Annotated in this window: 15 protein-coding genes; 5 read left to right on the top strand and 10 right to left on the bottom strand. The window is 65.3% G+C overall.

The window, feature by feature from the left end; all coding sequences use genetic code 11:
* Positions 1 to 10: 10 nt before the first annotated feature.
* From rocF to ACREB4_RS10715, 4 genes are read right to left on the bottom strand one after another with little or no spacing between them, the layout of a single operon-like run.
* On the bottom strand, positions 11 to 943 hold the full coding sequence (gene rocF / locus ACREB4_RS10730) for an arginase (RefSeq protein ID WP_431588207.1): 933 nt from the start codon (positions 941 to 943) through the stop codon (positions 11 to 13).
* Between the two features lie 21 nt (positions 944 to 964).
* Positions 965 to 1,870: a TIGR00730 family Rossman fold protein gene (locus ACREB4_RS10725; RefSeq protein WP_431588206.1), complete on the bottom strand. Its 906-nt coding sequence runs from the start codon at positions 1,868 to 1,870 to the stop codon at positions 965 to 967.
* Positions 1,839 to 2,642 (bottom strand): HesA/MoeB/ThiF family protein, encoded by an 804-nt coding sequence (locus ACREB4_RS10720; RefSeq protein ID WP_431588205.1) that lies wholly within the window; start codon positions 2,640 to 2,642, stop codon positions 1,839 to 1,841. Before ACREB4_RS10720 ends, ACREB4_RS10725 begins: the two co-directional genes overlap by 32 nt.
* Positions 2,639 to 4,081, bottom strand: a complete 1,443-nt coding sequence (locus ACREB4_RS10715) for a S41 family peptidase (protein ID WP_431588204.1) — start codon at positions 4,079 to 4,081, stop codon at positions 2,639 to 2,641. Before ACREB4_RS10715 ends, ACREB4_RS10720 begins: the two co-directional genes overlap by 4 nt.
* Positions 4,082 to 4,329: 248 nt before the next feature.
* On the opposite strand from ACREB4_RS10715, the gene ACREB4_RS10710 reads away from it, so the two are divergent.
* On the top strand, positions 4,330 to 7,119 hold the full coding sequence (locus tag ACREB4_RS10710) for a CHASE domain-containing protein (RefSeq protein ID WP_431588203.1): 2,790 nt from the start codon (positions 4,330 to 4,332) through the stop codon (positions 7,117 to 7,119).
* A 10-nt stretch (positions 7,120 to 7,129) separates the two neighbouring features.
* Here ACREB4_RS10710 and ACREB4_RS10705 read toward each other — a convergent pair whose 3' ends face one another.
* Together ACREB4_RS10705 and dinB are read right to left on the bottom strand one after the other, a co-directional pair.
* A complete protein-coding gene (locus ACREB4_RS10705) occupies positions 7,130 to 8,992 on the bottom strand; it encodes a polysaccharide biosynthesis protein (RefSeq protein ID WP_431588202.1) in 1,863 nt (620 codons plus the stop codon).
* Between the two features lie 30 nt (positions 8,993 to 9,022).
* Positions 9,023 to 10,279 (bottom strand): DNA polymerase IV, encoded by a 1,257-nt coding sequence (dinB, locus tag ACREB4_RS10700; RefSeq protein WP_431588201.1) that lies wholly within the window; start codon positions 10,277 to 10,279, stop codon positions 9,023 to 9,025.
* Positions 10,280 to 10,308: 29 nt separating this feature from the next.
* Here dinB and trhA point away from each other — a divergent pair, with 29 nt between their 5' ends.
* Together trhA and ACREB4_RS10690 are read left to right on the top strand one after the other, a co-directional pair.
* Positions 10,309 to 10,926 carry a PAQR family membrane homeostasis protein TrhA gene (gene trhA / locus ACREB4_RS10695; protein ID WP_431588200.1) on the top strand — a complete coding sequence of 206 codons (618 nt, stop codon included), beginning with the start codon at positions 10,309 to 10,311 and terminating at the stop codon, positions 10,924 to 10,926.
* Between the two features lie 192 nt (positions 10,927 to 11,118).
* A complete protein-coding gene (locus ACREB4_RS10690) occupies positions 11,119 to 11,334 on the top strand; it encodes a cold-shock protein (RefSeq protein ID WP_230178750.1) in 216 nt (71 codons plus the stop codon).
* A 45-nt stretch (positions 11,335 to 11,379) separates the two neighbouring features.
* On the opposite strand, the gene ACREB4_RS10685 is transcribed toward ACREB4_RS10690, so the two are convergent.
* The 4 genes from ACREB4_RS10685 to ACREB4_RS10670 form a co-directional block, all read right to left on the bottom strand.
* Positions 11,380 to 12,405, bottom strand: coding sequence for an STAS-like domain-containing protein (locus tag ACREB4_RS10685; protein ID WP_431588199.1), 1,026 nt, complete (start codon positions 12,403 to 12,405; stop codon positions 11,380 to 11,382).
* A 90-nt stretch (positions 12,406 to 12,495) separates the two neighbouring features.
* Positions 12,496 to 12,762 (bottom strand): DUF1653 domain-containing protein, encoded by a 267-nt coding sequence (locus ACREB4_RS10680; RefSeq protein ID WP_431588198.1) that lies wholly within the window; start codon positions 12,760 to 12,762, stop codon positions 12,496 to 12,498.
* A gap of 37 nt (positions 12,763 to 12,799) precedes the next feature.
* Positions 12,800 to 13,906, bottom strand: a complete 1,107-nt coding sequence (locus tag ACREB4_RS10675; protein ID WP_431588197.1) for a GGDEF domain-containing protein — start codon at positions 13,904 to 13,906, stop codon at positions 12,800 to 12,802.
* A complete protein-coding gene (locus ACREB4_RS10670; RefSeq protein ID WP_431588196.1) occupies positions 13,903 to 16,743 on the bottom strand; it encodes an EAL domain-containing protein in 2,841 nt (946 codons plus the stop codon). The genes ACREB4_RS10675 and ACREB4_RS10670 overlap by 4 nt, the downstream gene beginning before the upstream one ends.
* 208 nt (positions 16,744 to 16,951) lie before the next feature.
* On the opposite strand from ACREB4_RS10670, the gene ACREB4_RS10665 reads away from it, so the two are divergent.
* The gene (locus tag ACREB4_RS10665) at positions 16,952 to 17,164 is read left to right on the top strand and encodes a hypothetical protein (protein ID WP_431588195.1); all 213 of its coding nucleotides are present in this window, start codon (positions 16,952 to 16,954) and stop codon (positions 17,162 to 17,164) included.
* A complete protein-coding gene (locus ACREB4_RS10660) occupies positions 17,161 to 17,706 on the top strand; it encodes a DUF1415 domain-containing protein (RefSeq protein WP_431588194.1) in 546 nt (181 codons plus the stop codon). Before ACREB4_RS10665 ends, ACREB4_RS10660 begins: the two co-directional genes overlap by 4 nt.
* Positions 17,707 to 17,757 lie beyond the last annotated feature (51 nt).

Here is a 17,757-nt window from a genome sequence, read left to right as displayed (position 1 = left end):
GATACCCTGATCAGCTTCGTGGCCGCATCAGGGTGGATTTGCCGAACAGGCTTTCGACGAGATCGACCACCAGTTCGGCGGTCTTGTTTTGCAAATCACGGGCCGGGTTGAGCTCCATCACGTCCAGCGACGCGAGGCAGCCGGTGTCGGCGATCATTTCCATGCAGAGCTGGGCTTCGCGGTAGGTCGGGCCGCCACGCACCGCCGTGCCCACGCCAGGCGCGATGTCGGGGTCGAGGAAATCGACGTCGAAGCTCAGGTGCAGGTGGGTGCGCTCATCGACACCCATCAAGGCTTGCTGCATGGTGGCACGCATGCCGTGTTCGTCCAGGTGGCGCATGTCGAAGACTTCCAGGCCTTGGGCGTGAACGAACTGGCGCTCTTGTTCATCGACGCTGCGCAGGCCGATCATGCGCAGCTCGCCATGGGACAAGGCGGGTTGCGGCAGGTCGGCCTCGACCAGGTGGACCAGGTCCTGCGGACCAAAGCCGAACAACACCGCCACGGGCATGCCGTGCAGGTTGCCGCTGGGCGTGATGTCGCTGGTGTTGAAATCGGCATGGGCGTCGAGCCACAAGACGCGCAGGTTCTGCCCCTTGGCACGGCAATGCGCGGCCACGGCACCGATGGAGCCCATGGCCAGGCAGTGATCGCCGCCCAGCAGCATGGGCATCTCGCCCGCGCTCAAAGCGCCTGAGACGGCTTGGAACACGAGCTGGTTCCAGGCCAGCACTTCCTTCAAGTGGCGGTGACCATTGACCGGCGGCTGCCAGGGATTGCTGGGCCCGCGCAGGTTGCCGGCATCGTGGATGGCCAAGCCGCGCGCCATCAGGGCTTCGGGCAGGCCCGCGACCCGCAAGGCATCAGGCCCGAGAGAGGCACCGCGCATGCTGGCCCCGACGTCGGTGGGAGCGCCGATCAGTCTGATGGTGGGGTCGGCCATGCCGCTTCAGCCTTTCATGTTTTACCAGCCGCAGGCGGAATCTTCTTCGGACTTGCCGAGGCCATAGACCTGCTGCAAAGTTTCCCAGGCCTCATCGGCCGTCTCGACGTAGCGGAACAGGTTGATGTCGCCCGGGCTGATCATGCCGGTCTCGACCAGGTGGTCGATGTTGATGAGTTTGGTCCAGAAGTCGCGGCCGAACAAGAGCACCGGGCGCTTGCGGCACTTGCCGGTCTGCATCAGCGTGAGCACTTCGAACAGTTCGTCCAAGGTGCCGAATCCGCCAGGGAAGCACACCAGGGCCACCGAACGCATCAGGAAGTGCATCTTGCGCAGCGCGAAGTAGTGGAACTGGAAGCACAGGCGTGGCGTGATGTAGGGGTTGGGCTCCTGCTCATGCGGCAGCACGATGTTCAGGCCGATGCTCTTGCCACCGACCTCGAAAGCGCCGCGGTTGCCGGCTTCCATGATGCCGGGGCCACCACCGGTGACCACATAGATCGGGGTCTTCAGCTTGGCGGAATAGTTGGTGACCACGGCGGCGAACTTGCGGGCCTCTTCGTAGTAGTGGGCCATGCCGAGGTGGCGCTGGGCGGTGCGGACCGCCAGCTCGCGCTCGGTGCCGTCGGGCAGGGCTTCGGCTTCGGCCAGCAAGGCGCGGGCGGCGTCTTCCGGCAGGATGCGGGCGCTGCCGAACATCACGATGGTGGAGGTGATGTTTTCCTCGCGCTGGACCATCTCGGGTTTGAGCAATTCCAGCTGCATGCGCACAGAGCGCAGGTCGGGGTTGAGCAGGAACTCGGGGTCGGCGAAGGCCAGGGCGTAGCTGCTGTCGGCGCCACCGTAAAGCGACGGCGTGGCGGCGTGGAGGACGTCCTGTCCGGCCGTGGGGAAATTACGCGCGAGCAGTTCTTTGGGGTTGTTCATGTTGTTCAGTGCCTTGGGGTCCACACACTGGGCAGGCCGGTTCGCGGCGCACCCTCAATTCAGTCCAGCGCCAGCTTCGGCCGTCGAGCATCAACAGGCGTCCTGCCAGCAAGATGTGCGCCTCGCCCTCCAGCCGCGCCAGGATCTTGATCGCCTCGCCAGCTTGCATCACCCCCAACATGCCGACCACGGGCGCGAAGATGCCCAAGGTGGCGCAACGGGTTTCGGGCGGAGGCTGGTCGGGCGGGAACAGGCAGGCGTAACAGGGGGAGGCGTCCACGCGCGGGTCGAACACGCTGATCTGGCCGTCGAAACGCACCGCCGCCGCCGACACCAGGGGCACGCCGGCCTCGATGCAGGCGCGGTTGATTTGGTGGCGGATGGCGAAATGGTCGGTGCAGTCGAGCACCACATCGGCCTGCGGCACCCAGTGCGCCAGCAGTTCGGCATCGGCCGCCTGGGCCACCGTGTGCACCTGCGCTTCGGGGTTGATCTGCGCGAGGGCCGCGGCGGCCGACGACACCTTGGTCTGGCCGATGCGCTCCGTGGTGTGAGCGATCTGCCTTTGAAGGTTGGTCAGGTCGACCGTGTCCGGGTCGATCACCGTGATGCGGCCGACGCCAGCACTGGCCAGGTACATCAGGGCCGGGGCCCCCAGACCGCCCGCCCCGATGACCAGGGCGTGGGCGTTCAAGAGGTGTGCCTGCGCCTCTTCCGACCACTCATCCAGCAACAGATGGCGGCTGTAGCGCAGGCGTTGGTCGTCGTTCACTGCGCCTTGGTGTCCTCGGGCTTGCGCTCGGTCATGGTCTTGGACACGACGACCGGCTTGCCCTTGAGCTGGGCGACGGCCTGCTGGAGCTGGAAGTCTTCGGCGCTGCCGAATTCGGGCAGCGGCTTGGGCGGCTCGTTCTTCTTGGCCGAAGCCTCTTCCAGCTTCTTCATGGCTTCCTCGCGGGCTTTTTCACGGGCGGCGTCCTTGGACTCGGCACCCTGGCCACTGGCGATGTGCTTTTCGAGGTCGGCTTCGCGGACGCGCAAGGCGCTGAAGACATTGCCTTCGGCGGTTTCGTCCAGCATGACGTCGGGCACGATGCCCTTGGCCTGGATGGAGCGGCCGCTCGGCGTGTAGTAACGCGCCGTGGTGATCTTGAGCGCCGTGTCGGCCGTCAGCTGGCGCACGGTCTGCACCGAGCCCTTGCCAAAGGTCTGGGCGCCCATGATGGTGGCGCGCTTGTGGTCTTGCAACGCACCGGAGACGATTTCACTGGCCGAGGCCGAGCCTTCGTTGACCAGCACCACCAGCGGCACGTTCTTGATGGCGGCGGGCAATTTGGCCAGCGGATCGGAACCCAGCCGGCGGGTGTAATCCTCGGGGCGGGCCTTGAAGATGGCCTTGGATTCGGGGATCTGGCCGTTGGTGGACACCACCGTCACGTCCTTGGGCAGGAAAGCCGCCGACACCGCGATGGCGCCTTCGAGCAGGCCGCCCGGGTCGTTGCGCAGGTCGAGCACCAGGCCCTTGAGCTTGGGATCGTCCTTGAAAAGCTTGTCGGCCTTGGCGACGAAATCCTCGACCGTGCGGTCCTGGAATTGCGTGACGCGGATCCAGCCATAGCCTGGCTCGACGACCTTGGCGCGCACGCTCTGCACGCGGATCTCTTCACGCGTGATGGTGACCGGGAAGCTGCGGTTCTCGAGCTTGCGGAAAATGGTCAGGACCACCTTGGTGCTGGGCTCGCCGCGCATGCGCTTGACGGCCTGGTCCATGGTCAGGCCCTTGACGAAGGTTTCGTCGATCTTGGTGATCAGGTCGCCGCTTTTCAGGCCAGCGCGGAAGGCGGGCGAGCCTTCGATGGGCGAGACGACCTTGACCAGGCCGTCTTCCATGCCGATTTCGATGCCCACGCCGACGAACTTGCCGGTGGTGCCTTCGCGGAATTCCTTGAAGGTGGTCTTGTCGAAATAGGTGGAATGGGGATCGAGGCCGGACACCATGCCGCCGATGGCGTCGCTGATGAGCTTTTTCTCGTCCACCGGCTCGACGTAATCGGTCTTGATCATGCCGAACACGGCGGCCAGCTGCTGCATCTCTTCCAGTGGCAAGGGGGCCACTGTGTTGCGGGCGGTGGCCTGGAACTGCATGGTGGTCAAACCGCCGGCCAGCACACCCAGTGCCACCCAGCCCGCAATCTTGAATTTGGAAGTCATGGCCAATGGTGCCTTTTAGAACCCGCAATGCCACCTGAAACCCTCAGATGGCGAAATTGTTTTCCAGTATAGGACCGCCCAGCCCGGCACAAAGTTCAATAAGGCCAGAACTTGCCCTCTGTAAAGGGCTTTGCACGGTTTAGTCGCGAGAAGCTGACGATCCACCCTTGATCTCCCCCTCACGCCCGGGCGGCAATGAGTGCTAAGGTGCGCAAAAAAATCCACTAACCGAGACTCGGAAGATGTCCATGCGCCCGGCACCAGCCCCCGCCTCCCTCTGGGTTCGTGGTTTCATCACCTGGCTGGTGTACGTCGTGGCGGGCGTGCTGATGCTGGGGCTGGCTTCGCCGCAGGATCACGTCGAACCGCTGTACCTGTCGGCGGGTTTCGGGCTGGCCTGCGTGCTGGGCTGGGGCACGGCCATGGTCCTGCCCGTGGGGCTGGGCTCGGCCACCATGCTGGCCATTTCGCACTGGCACGGGCACGATCCCGTTCATTCCTGGCCATTCCTGGTCGTGGCGATGACCGCCGGCATCGGCGCCGCGCTGCAGGCCTGGGCCGGCGCCCGCTGGGCCAGCTGGGGTCAAGGCCCCGATTTGCCGCTGGAGCATCCCCTCGACATTGCCCGCTTCCTGCTGATTGCCGGGCCGGCCTGCTGCGTGATCAACGCGGGGCTGACCGTGCCCGCGATGGCCACGCTGGGCATCCTCCCCCCGCAGCAAGCGGTTCAGACGGGCCTGTCCTGGTGGGCCGGCGACACCCTGGGCGTGCTGATCGGCACGCCGCTGATGCTGACCCTGGTCGGCCAGCCCGTCGATTTGTGGCGCGCTCGACGCCTGATCCTGGGCGCTCCCCTCTTGGTGACGACGATGTTGCTGGGCTTGACCATCCACCAGGTGCAATTGTGGGAGGCCGAGCGCGAACAGTCGGTGTTCGACCAGGACGTGGAAACGCTGACCAGCGCCGTGCATCTGCGGCTCAACGGCTACCTTGACGCGCTGGAGGCCCTGCACGGCCTGTACATCGGATCGTCCGAGGTCAGCCGGCAGGAATTCAAGCTGGCCAGCCACTACTGGCTGAACACGCTGACCGGGATCCAGGCCATGGGCTGGACCGAACGCCTGAGCCTGGACCAGGTCCCCGGTTTCGAGGCCCGACAGCGTGCGGAAGGCCTGCGCGACTACAAGGTCCACGACACGCGGGCCCGCCTGCCTCCCCAAGGCCCGGAAGTGGCCGCCATCCGTTTCGTGGAACCCACGCCCGGCAATGAGCGGGCCCTGGGTTACAACTCGCTGTCCACCCCGGCCGCGCGCGACACCTTCGAGCAATCTCGCCGCGAAGACCGCCCGGCGGTCTCCAAGGGATTCCAACTGGCCCAGGAGTCGGCCGAGCAAACAGGGGTGGTGCTTTACCGGGTGATCTACCAAGGACAGCCTTTCACCCCGCAGACCCGTGTGCAGAACACCCGAGGGGCGGTGTTCCTGGCGCTGCGCATGGACGACACCATCAAGGCCATGACGGCGGGCCTGCCCCCTTACCTCCGCGCCTGTCTGCTGGACGCCAGCCAAGCAAGTGCGCCTTCATTCCTCGGCGGCGACGCCCGTTGCATCCAAAGCAAACCCGGGCAGGCGCGCCGCCATGAAAGCCTGATCCCCATCGAATTTGCCGGACAGCAATGGCAGCTGGTGACCTGGGCCCACGCGCCAGTGCCGGTGGTGGGGAGCCTGGCGTGGTCATGGCTGCTGGCCATCGGTGGCGTGGTGGTCGCCGCCGCCCTGGGGGCCCTGCTGCTGGTCGTCACAGGACACACCCGGCGCGTGGAGGCGGCCATGGACGTCGCCCGGCGCCAGAAGGCCGCGGCGGAGGCGGCCAACCAGTCCAAGAGCGAGTTCCTGTCCCGCATGAGCCATGAGTTGCGCACCCCACTGAACGCCGTGCTCGGCTTTGCCCAGGTGATGGACCTGGACAAGCAATCCCCCCTGCCCCCGTCGCAAACGCAGCGGCTGCAGCAAATTCAACAGGCCGGCTGGCATTTGCTGGACATGATCGACGATGTGCTGGACCTGTCCCGCATCGACACCGGTACCCTCAAGCTGAACACCGAGGTGGTGCCCCTGACCTCCACGGTGGGCTCCGCCATGGACATGGTGCGCGAACTGGCCCAGAAGCAGCAGGTGCGCCTGCTGGACCCCGAACCGGCCCCGGCGGGCTGGGGCGTTCAAGCCGATGCCATCCGCTTGCGCCAGATCCTCGTCAACCTGCTCAGCAACGCCATTCAGTACAACCGGCCGGGCGGCACCGTCAAGGTGTCCGCGGCGATGGCGACACGGCCCGGAGGGGGCGACAGCATCCGCCTGACGGTGCAAGACACCGGCCTCGGCATGACTCCCGAGCAAGTGGCGCAGCTGTTCCAGCCCTTCAACCGCCTGGGCCGTGAACGGCTGGCGTCCGACGGCGTGGGCATCGGCCTGGTGATCAGCCAGCACCTGGCGCAGTTGATGGACGGCCAACTGGAAGTGAGCAGCCGCGAGAACGAGGGCTCCGCCTTCACCTTGACCTTGCCCGCCAGGCCCGTCGAGGTGGCAGCGGTCAAGCTGCCCATGCCACCCACACCCGCCCCCACCAGCGTCATCACGAAGACCAACCAACCCGTGCGTCAGGTGCTGTACGTGGAAGACAACCAGGTCAACAGCGAGGTGGTGCGCGGCGCACTGGCCACCCGCGACTGGATCCGCTTGAAAGTCGCCCCCACCATCGAGGAAGGCCTGGCCGCGCTGCACGACCGGCTGAGCGGGCCCGCGCCCGACCTGGTCTTGCTGGACGTGCACCTGCCCGACGCCTCGGGCATCGAGTTCCTCAAGCTCATGAAGGCCAACCCGCAGACGGCCGCCATCCCGGTGATCATGGTCTCGGCCGACGCCATGCCCGAACAGGTCGATGCGGCCCTGACGGCGGGCGCCTATTGCTACCTGACCAAACCCGTGCAGTTGCCGGTTCTGCTGGTGCACGTGGACGACCTGCTGGCCATCCACACCTGATCCCGGAGGATCAACGCGGCTGGTATTCGGGCACCAGGCCGTGCAGGCGCTGACGCAAGATGCTGGGCTGGCTGGCCGCCTCGTCCTGCGCCAGCGCCAGCAGGCGCTCGATCCAGTCGGCCGGCAATTCGCCCCGCAATTGCGCCAGGCGCAGACGCGGGTGCGGCGTGGCCAGGGTGGTGTCGTCGTCCGCCAGCAGCTCTTCGTAGAGCTTCTCGCCAGGGCGAAGGCCGCTGAACACGATGGGGATCTCCGCCTCGGTGCGGCCGGACAGCAGGATCATCTCGCGCGCCAGGTCGGCGATGCGCACCGCCTCGCCCATGTCCATCACGAAGACCTGGCCCGATTCGGCCAGCACCGCCGCCTGCAGCACCAGTTGCGCCGCCTCGGGGATGGTCATGAAGTAGCGCGTGATGTCGGGGTGGGTCACGGTGACCGGCCCACCCTTGGCGATCTGTTCCTTGAACTTGGGGATCACGCTGCCGCTGGAGCCCAGCACATTGCCAAAACGAACGGCCATGTAGCGCGTGTTCGGCATCTGCGTGGCCCAGTGCGAGACCACCATCTCGGCCGCGCGCTTGGTCGCGCCCATGACATTGGTCGGGTTGACGGCCTTGTCGGTCGAGATGAGCACGAAGCGGCGAACGCCGCATTCGCCCGCCGCTTGCGCCACCTGGTAGGTCCCCAGGGTGTTGTTGCGCAGGGCGATCCAGGCGTTGTCGTCCTCCATCAAGGGCACGTGTTTGTAGGCGGCGGCGTGGAAGACCAGGTCGGGACGGTGGGCGTTCATCACCCGGCGCAACTCGGGCAAGTCCTTCACATCGCCCACCAGGCGCACCAGCGGCACGCGCGGGAAGCGCTCGCTCAGGTCCTGCTCGATGTTGTAGAGCGCGAACTCGCTCAACTCGAACAGCACCAGGCGGCTGGGGCCGAATCGCGCGATCTGCCGGCAGAGTTCGGAACCGATGGAGCCTCCGGCCCCCGTCACCATCACGGTCTGTCCGCTGATGAGGGTGGACAGCGCTGACTCGTCCAGCTTGACGGGTTCGCGGCCCAGCAGGTCGTCGGGCTCGATGTCGCGCACGCGCTCGATGCGCGACCCGCCCTCGCGCAGTTCGTCGGCACTGGGCACGGTCAGCACGGGCAGGCCGGTCGCGGCGGCCATGTCGAGGGCGCGTTTGCGCTGCGCCCCCGTGGCCGAAGGCATGGCCAGGACCAGGTGGGTGACGTCATCCAGGGTGCCTTCGTGCTTGAGCTTGTCCAAGGCGCCCCACACCGTGACACCGGCCATGCGGGCACCATGCTTGCGCGGATCGTCGTCCAGCAAACCGACCACCGTCCAGCCGCGGTGCTGGATGCCGGCGATCAGCAGCTTGGCCGCGGCACCGGCGCCCAACACGATGGCACGGCGCCCCGTGGCATCACCGCCCTCGCGGCGCGCACGCGACTGCTCGCTGAGCATGCGCACCAGCATGCGCGCCAAGGACCAGGTGATCAGCACCATGAAAGGATGCAAGGCCAGCACCGCGCGGGGGATCTCGACCAGTTGCGCCATCAGCACCACCACGGCGCTGGCCAGACCGCCGCCCAGGCAGACCCAGCCCAGGCGCGTGATCTCGTTGAAGCTGGTGTAGCGCCAAGCTGCGCGCGGCACATTCAGGGCCCAGGACACCGCGCTGTACACCGCGGTCACGCCCAGCAGCACCACCAGGTCGTAGCTGGGGCGTTCGTGCAACCAGCGCTCCACCCCCATGCGGAACAGGTAGGTGATGTGCCAGGCCAGCGCGATCAGCAGGGCGTCGATCAGGAGGATCGAGGCCTGGCGATGCGGGCGAAGAACGTGGGCGATGCGGTCGAGACGGTTCCAGATCATGGGCAAGCAAGACTAAGGGGCCGAGGCGGGCTAACCCTCCATTGTGCGCCGGGTTGGTGCCTGCATGGGCGCGTCGTCCCAGTCGAACAGCGGCAGCGTGTAAGGCACGGGGCGCTCACTGGCCACGGATGCGGCGTCAAAGGCGGGCACCTCATCGGCCTTGCACAACGCGCCCGCGCGCACGCCCAGCAGGCGCAGGCGTTGGTCCAGCGGCACCTTTTTCAGGCAACGGCCGGCCCATTGTCGGATTTCCTTGGCATCGGCCGTGTGGGCGGGCAAAGTGACCTCGCGCGTGGCGATCTTGAAGTCGGTGTAGCGCAACTTGACGCCGATGGTCTTGGCCACGTAGCCCTTGCGTTCCAGGTCACCAGCCAGCTTCTCGCACAAGCGCGTGAAGATCGCGCCCAGGGCATCGCGGTCCTCTCGGGCATGCAGGTCGCGCTCGAAAGTGGTTTCGCGGCTGATGGACTTGGGCTCACGCCAGGTGACCACGGCGCGCTCGTCGCGGCCATGCGCCGCTTCGTGCAGCCAGGCGCCGTAGTTGGCCCCGAACTGCCCGATCAACCAGTCGGGCTGCGCCGCGGCCAACTCGCCGATGGTGTGGATGCCGAGCGCTTCCAGCCGCGCCGTGGACTTCGGGCCGATGCCGTTGATGCGTTTGGCGGGCAATGGCCAGATGCGGGTCGGGATGTCTTCTTCGGTCAGGATGGTCAGGCCATTGGGCTTTTCCAGGTCGGAGCACAGTTTGGACAGCAGCTTGTTGGGCGTGACGCCCATCGAGCAACTCAAGCCGGTCGCGTCGCGCACCCGGTCCTTGATGCGCTGGGCCAAGGCGCGCACACCGCCGTGCGGATCGCCGCCCACCGCCTCGCCCACGCCGGGCAGACCGTTCAAATCCAGGTAGATCTCGTCCACGCCCCGGTCTTCGATGATGGGCACGATCTCGGCCACCGCCGCCTTGAACCGGCGCGAATAGGCCCTGTACTGGTCGAAGTCCACCGGCAGGAGCACGGCATCCGGGGCCAGCACCGCCGCCTTCATCATGCCCATGGCCGAATGCACCCCCAGGGCCCGCGCTTCATACGTGGCAGTGGTCACCACGCCGCGCCCGGCATAGTCGCGCAGCACCGAGAAATGCCGCGTGCCGTCCTCTTGCATGACGGGCTGATGACGCTGGCCACCACCGATCACCACGGCACGGCCCCTCAACTCGGGGTAGCGCAACAGCTCGACGGAAGCGTAAAACGCGTCCATGTCGAGGTGGGCAACCCATCGGCGTGTCATCATCTCCATCACATCAAAAAAGGCTGGCCGTCATGTACCACGGAGAACGTTTCAACAGTGTCACCCACCTGCTGGGGCTGGCGCTGGCCGTGGTGGGCTCGGCCGTGCTGATCGCGCGCGCAGCGCAGGTGGGCGATGCGCTCAAGGTCGTCAGCTTCAGCATTTTCGGGCTGACCATGGTGGTGCTTTACGCGGCCTCCACGCTGTACCACAGCATCCGCGGCGCCAGCAAGGAGCGCTGGGCCAAGGTCGATCACTGCGCCATCTACCTGCTCATCGCGGGCACCTACACGCCCTTCACCCTGATCACCCTGGGCGGCACCACGCTGGGCTGGTCGATCTTCGCCTTCGTGTGGGTGCTGGCCGCCATCGGCATCTGCAAAGAGCTGTGGTGGGGGCGTGACACCGTTCCATCGGTGCCACTGTACGTGCTGATGGGCTGGTGCGGCATCGCGGCCGCCGTGCCATTGATGAATGGTCTGCAAGACGAAGGCTGGCGGTGGTTGTTGGCAGGAGGCGTCCTGTACACGGTCGGCATCATTTTCTACGTGATCGACAAGCGCATGCGGCATGCCCATGGCATCTGGCATCTGTTCGTGCTGGGCGGCACCGCCAGCCACTATTTCACCGTGCTGAAATTCGTGGCGTGACATTTTGGTGCAATGCAGGTACATTAGGCCCACAGACATGCACAAGACCGTTTCCTCAAGGTCTTCGTTTCAAGCCGCTTCGCGGCCCAGGTTTCAACTCCCGGTTTGACGTTTCTTGAGTGTTTCTGCCGCACCGGCGCAAGTCAGTGCGGATTCTTTATTTTTTCAATCACTCTACAAGGAACTTCATCCATGAGTACGACACAAACTGGCACCGTGAAATGGTTCGACGACGGCAAGGGCTTCGGCTTCATCGCTCCTGAAGATGGCAGCAAGGACCTGTTCGCCCACTTCAGCGAAATCCGCAGCGAAGGCGGCTTCCGCAGCCTGCAAGAAAACCAACGCGTCGAATTCGAAGTCAAGCAAGGCCAAAAGGGCCCCCAAGCTTCGAACATCCGCCCGCTGTAATTCAGCGCGCGTTGATCGCACCAAAAGCGGCTTCGGCCGCTTTTTTCATGCCTGGCCGGAAATCGTTGCGTGGACCAGGTTCGCCACCTTGGGCGACATGTTCTCGGCCACCAGCTGCAGCTCGGGATGCTGTCCGGCGAACACCCGGAACAGTTCATCGGCGAAGCTGTGGCCGATGTCGGTCACGCCACTGAAGTCGATGCGCGCATGGCTGAACTGCGGCAGGCGCGAAGCCGCGCGTCGGGCCTGCGAGCGGGAATCCAGCGCGGTGCCCGAAGACAGCAGCAGGCGCAAGGGCACCCGCGTGCGGTCGAAAGCGATGCCCTGGTGGTCTGTGCTCCACACATTCAAGACCGAGTCCAGCGTGCGATCGGTGTCCAGCGCGATGGAGGCGTAGACCGAGGTGCCCTGGCGGGCCAGGGGCTTGCCACAATGCCAGCCCCCGCCATCCCAGCCACGGCGCTGGAAGTTCGAGCCATTGGCATGGACTTCGAACACATCGGTCAATTGGGCCGAGAAGAAAAGGCCGCGACCCGTGTGCCGGTCGGGCAGGCTGGTGAGCTTGCCTTTGCTCAACTCCAGCATGGCGTGCTGGGCATCGTCGATGGCAAAGGATTCGCGGATGCGGTCGAACAGGCCACGGCCGTCGTCGGACACCAGCAGTTGGATGTGGTTGGGCGTCTGGCGCAGCGACACGGTGACGGTGCTGCCGCCGCTGTGGTCGATGGCGTTGTTCAGGATCTCGTTGAACACGTGCTGGGCCATGCGCTGCACCTGGGTTGGCAGCACGAAATTGGGCAGGAAATCCCGCTCCCAGGGCACGTCCTCGACCAGGCCCTGCAAGGGGTAGCTGGCCACCACTTGCCTGAAATGGCCAGGGCGGTACACGGGACGGGAAGCCGAACCTTCCCGGACCAGCCAACCGGCCTCGACCAGGCGTGACACTGCCTTGCGGGCGGCAGGCCGGCTGGCCTGGGTGCGCTCGGCCACGTGGGCGATCAGGTCCTGGGGATGGCGGACCGCCGCGGCGGTGATCCAGCCCATCATGTGGTGAAGGTTGAGGCGTGACATGGTCGGCATCCTTTTCAGCTGACCTCAGTATCTGGCTTCGCCTCCAGGGCCCAAGCGCCGAATTGACTGGCGCATCGCCCCGCTTTTCACTCAATGCAGGGCGCCGTCCCGCCCTTCGCCGACCCATTCGAAGCGTGGCTGATCGACCCCCTCGACCGTGATGCGGCCGGTGAACATGGCATAGGGGCGCACCCACAGGGCCCCCTCCCCGTACAGCGGCCGGTAGACGACCAGGGCTTCCAGTGTTTCGCTGTGGCGCGCCACGCCATAAACCTGATAGCGCTGGCCTTTGTAGTGGCGGTAGACGCCCAGCTTGAGCGCGGGCAGGGGCAGGACGGGACGTTCTTCTTCACTCATGGCAGGATTCCTTCGATGCCGGCCATTGTCGATCAGCTCAGCGGGCGTGGTCTTCGGCCGCCATGACCACCCGGTTGCGGCCTTCGTGCTTGCCGGTGTAGAGCGCCTTGTCCGCCCGCGCAATGGCCTGGTCGATCGATTCGTCGGGGTGCAAGGCGCTCACCCCGAAGGTCATCGTCACCCGCAGTGGGCCATCCTTGCTGGACACCCTGAGTTCTTCGATGGCCTCGCGCAGACGGTTCGCGACCAAGGTCGCGCCGGACACATTGGTTTCGGGCAGCAGCAAGAGGAATTCTTCGCCACCCCAGCGGGCCGCGTGGTCCACCTCGCGCACACCCGTGCGCAGAACCCTGGCCACCGACGTCAGGACATCGTCGCCCGCCTCATGGCCATGGGTGTCGTTGACGGCCTTGAAATGGTCGACGTCGCACAGCACGAAGGACATGGGCCGGCCATCGCGGCGCTGCTTGGCGGCCTCGAAGCTGGAGGTGTCCAGCACGCTGCGGCGGTTGCGCAAACGGGTCAGTGGATCGGTGGTGGCCATCTCGCGCAATTCCTGCTCGCTCTGGACCACCAGGCGGTAGTACATGCCCGCCAGGAAAATCAGCAGCACCAGCACCGTGATCAGGTTGAAGTAGTGCAGGCCGTTGATCACGGAGGGGTCCAGCACCGCCACGGGCGTGGCCAGGCGCAGGAAGAAGTCCAGTCCCACGTACAAGGCCACCAGGCCCAGCACGAGCGGCGCCTTGGCGCGCCAGTTGTCCAGCGGGCTGACGACCATCACGGGCGGCACCAGCATGATGTAGAAGTGGAACCCGCTTTCCCAACCAATGAAGTAGACGGCCAGGACCGCGTGGCCCACCACCTCGAAGATGATCAGCATCCAGGCCTGAACCACGTGGTTGTGCCAGAGCAAGGAGAAGGTCAGCACATAGCAAAGGATGCTGCCCACGTTGATCATGGCCAGTGGGGTCACGCCACTTTTGTAGAACAACAGCAGGAAGCACAGGTGGGTCAGCCCCGCCATCACAGACACGCCCATCAAAAGCTTTCGGAACAATTCTTCGCTGTTGTCGCGCATGGCGGCAGGAGACAGGACTTCGGGGGACAGGGATGAAGACGAGGAGCTCATGGCGGTGTTCATCGGGTTCCTGTCGCGGGGTTGGACACGCCGTGGTCCCAGTTTTTAAGCAGGACCATGAAGTCGGCCATGGGCACCGGCTTGCTGTAATAGAAGCCTTGCGCCAGGTGGCAGCCCCAGGCACCCAGGTGGTCGCGCTGCGAAGCGGTCTCCACGCCTTCGGCCACGACTTCCATGCGCAGGCTGCGGGCCAGCGTGACGATGGCCTGCGCCAGCACCGCGCTGTCGCGGTCGGTGGTCAATTCGCGGATGAAGGAGCGGTCGATCTTCAAGGTATCCACCGGGAAACGGGTCAGGTAGGACAAGGCCGAATAGCCTGTGCCGAAATCGTCAATGGCGATGGTAAAGCCCATGTCGTGCAAGGCCTCCAGCATGGAGCGGATGTCCACACGGTCATTGAGCAGCAGGCTTTCGGTGATCTCCAGTTCGATCCATTCTGATTTGCAGCCGGTGTCCTGCAGGGCCTGCCGCACGGTGCCGACCAGGTCGCCGGTGTAGAACTGGCGGGGCGACAGGTTGACGGCGATCTTCAGGGGCTCGCCATGGCGGTCGTGCCAGGCGCGCGCTTCGGCGCAGGCGGTGCGCAGTGCCCACTCGCCCATGTCGATGATCAGGCCGGTGTCCTCGGCGACGCCGATGAAACGATCGGGCGGGACCAGGCCGCGTTCGGAATGGCGCCAGCGCATCAAGGCTTCGGCGCCCACGACCAGGCCAGTGCCCAGATCGACCTTGGGCTGGTAGAACAACTCCAGCTCGTTGCGTTCGATGGCCTTGCGCAGGTCGCCTTCGATCTTCAGGCGCTCCAGCGCCGTGGCGGTCAGCTCGCGGGCGTAGAACTGGAAGTTATCCCGACCGCAGTTCTTGGCGTGGTACATGGCGGCATCGGCGTGGGCCATCAGCTCGTTCACGTCGGCGCCATCGGCCGGGAACAGGGCGATGCCGGCACTGGCCGTCACGAAGATCTCGGTGTCGTTCAAGGCCACGGGGGCCGCGAAGACATGCTTGATGCGGCTGGCCACCACGTCCAGATCCGAAGGCTGGCGGATCTGCGGCACGATGATGGCGAACTCGTCGCCGCCGAGCCTGGCCACGGTGTCGTATTCGCGCAGGGCCTGGGACAGGCGCCCGGCCACGGACTTGAGCAGCACATCGCCGGCGCCGGTGCCCAGCGAATCGTTGACCTTCTGGAAGTGGTCGATGTCCAGCAAGACCACGCCCACGCTGCCGCCTTGGCGCCCGGCATCGGCCATGGCCAGCTTCAGGCGGTCGTGCAGCAAGGCGCGGTTGGGCAGGCTGGTCAGCGGATCGTAGAACTCCAGCTGGTGGGTCTGGCGTTGCAGGTCCTTCAGGTCGGTCACGTCCTGCGTGACGCCGAGCGCACGGGCCGCGCGGCCATCGGGGCCGTATTCCAACCGAACCCAGCTGTGGGTTTCACGGCGACTGCCATCGGGCAGCACCAGGCAGTGCTCGTAGCTCAGTTCGCTCTGGCGTTTGGCAAAGGCATCCTGGTAAAGCAGGAAAGTGGAGGCGCGCTCGTCCGGCAGCATGATGGCCTGGAAGTCCTGCATCGTCAGCTCGTCGGTGTGGGACAGGCCCAGCACGTCCAGGCCCACGCGGCTGATGGAGGAGCGTTTGCTGACGTAGTCCCATTCCCAGTGGCAGATGCGCGCGATGCGCTGCGCGTCTTCCAAACGGCGCTCGGTGGCTTCCAGCTCTGAAATGTCGCGGCCGATGGACAGCACGCTGACGACCTGGCCCGTGCTGTCGCGCTCGGGCACGATGCGCATGTGGAAGCTCAAGCTGCGCCGGCTCTTGTCCTTGAGCCGATAGGTGTGGTCCTGCGGCTGGCCGCTGGTGAACACCTGCGACAGCACCCGCTCGTAGTCCAAGGCCTGGGGCGCCTTGACGCTGTCGCTGGGTTTGTGGCCCAGCAAGGCAGAGGCCGGCTGTCCCATCAGTTTCACCAGGGCATCATTGACGAACACGCGCCGGCATTCGCCGTCGTAGCGGGCGATGTTGTCCGGCGTGTTCTCGACCAACAGGCGGAATTCCTGCTCGCGGGCGCGCAGTTTTTCGTCGGCCAGCACCCGCTCGGTGATGTCCTGCGAAACCGCGAAGAAAGTCTTGGCCTTGCCCTTGCTGTTGTAGGCGATCTCGGCATGGAGCTGAAGGTGGCGCACTTCGCCATCGACCACCACGTCGTAGTCGTACTGCACGGCAGTTTCCCGCGCGGCGATGGCCGCCCTGTACAGGCGATCGATGCGTTCGCCTTCTTCCTTGGGATGGATGGCCAGCAGCTCGGCGGCCGAAGGCGCCCAACCCGGCTGGCGGCCCATCAAACGGCAAGCATGGTCCGACATGTGGGCGAGGTTGGTGGCCAGGTCCAGCTCCCAGAAGCCGATCCGGGCCAGGGACTCGGCTTTTTCCAGCTTGGCCTGCAAGGCTTTGTGGGCCGTGATGTCATGGCACACCGACATCACGCCGACCACGGCACCCCGTTCATCGCGCTCGGGCACCAGCCTGACCTGGCACCAGCGCAGGGTGCCATCCGGCAGGCCCCACTCCATCTCGAACCCGGAAGGGGCGCCCAGGCGGACCACGTTGTGCAAGCGCTCTGCGTAGGACTTGGCGTCGAAAACGAAGGGCAGTTCCTGGGGCAAGGCACCGACGATGGTGTCCATTGGTTGCCCCGACACGATGACCAGGGTGGCATTGGCGTAAATGCAGCGCAGCGTGGCGTCGTGCCGCATGATCGCGTCGGGCGAGCTGTCCACCAGTTGCTTGAACAGCGTCTGGTGCGCCAGCAGCGTCTTCTCCAGCGTGGCCTCGGTGTTCCTCATCGGCAGGCCCCGCACGGGCACAACCATCCCCAGGCATCGGGCACCGACAGCAGTTGGTCACGGCGAATGAGAATGAGACACATGGAGGGCGGATCCTGACAGGACACTTGTTCTGCAGCGTTCATGAGCTTTCGGCCCGGCCTCATCAAACTTGAATGCATCCGCACCAAACCTGGGAAAATGCGCTGGCATTCACCCCGGAATCGTCATGAACCCTCCCCTCATCAACCCCTGTTGCCGCTGGCTGCTGCCGCTGTGCGCCATGGCCCTCCTGCCGGGCTGCGCCGTGGTCAGCATTGCCGGCAGCGTGGCGGGCACGGCCGTGTCCGTCGCCGGTACCGTCGTGAGCACCACCGCGGCCGTGACGGGCAAGGTCATTGAAAAGACGGTGGACCTTGCCACCGCAGACGATCAACCATGAACAAAGTCACACCCGACGACGTGATCGGCGCCATGCGAGATTGGCTGGACAAGGCTGTGATCGGCCTGAACCTGTGCCCCTTCGCCAAGGCCGTGCAGATCAAGCAGCAGATCCGCTACGTGGTCAGCGAAGCCACCGATGAAGAAGGCCTGCTGGCCGACCTGCTGCACGAGCTGCGGTTTCTGCAGGAGGCCGACCCCGAGGTGGTGGAGACCACCTTGCTGATCCACCCGCATGTGCTGACCAATTTCCTGGACTACAACGATTTCCTGGAAGTGGCCGACGCCGCCGTGGGCGAACTCGACCTGGAAGGCGAGTTGCAGGTGGCCAGCTTCCACCCCGACTACCAGTTTGCCGACAGCGACCCGGACGACATCGAGAACTTCAGCAACCGCGCGCCCTACCCCACGCTGCATTTGCTGCGCGAAAGCAGCATCGACCAAGCGGTGGAAGCCTTCCCCGACGCGGCCAACATCTATGAGCGCAACATCGAGACGCTGCGAACCTTGGGCCACGAAGGCTGGAAGAAGCTCTGGATTTGAGCGGCCGTCAGTCGGTCACCCGGCCTCGGGATGACTTGATCTGCGACCGCT

The sequence above is a fragment of the Aquabacterium sp. genome (assembly GCF_050725395.1).
Lineage (GTDB): Bacteria > Pseudomonadota > Gammaproteobacteria > Burkholderiales > Burkholderiaceae_C > Aquabacterium.
This window is presented reverse-complemented; position numbering and strand designations above follow the sequence as displayed.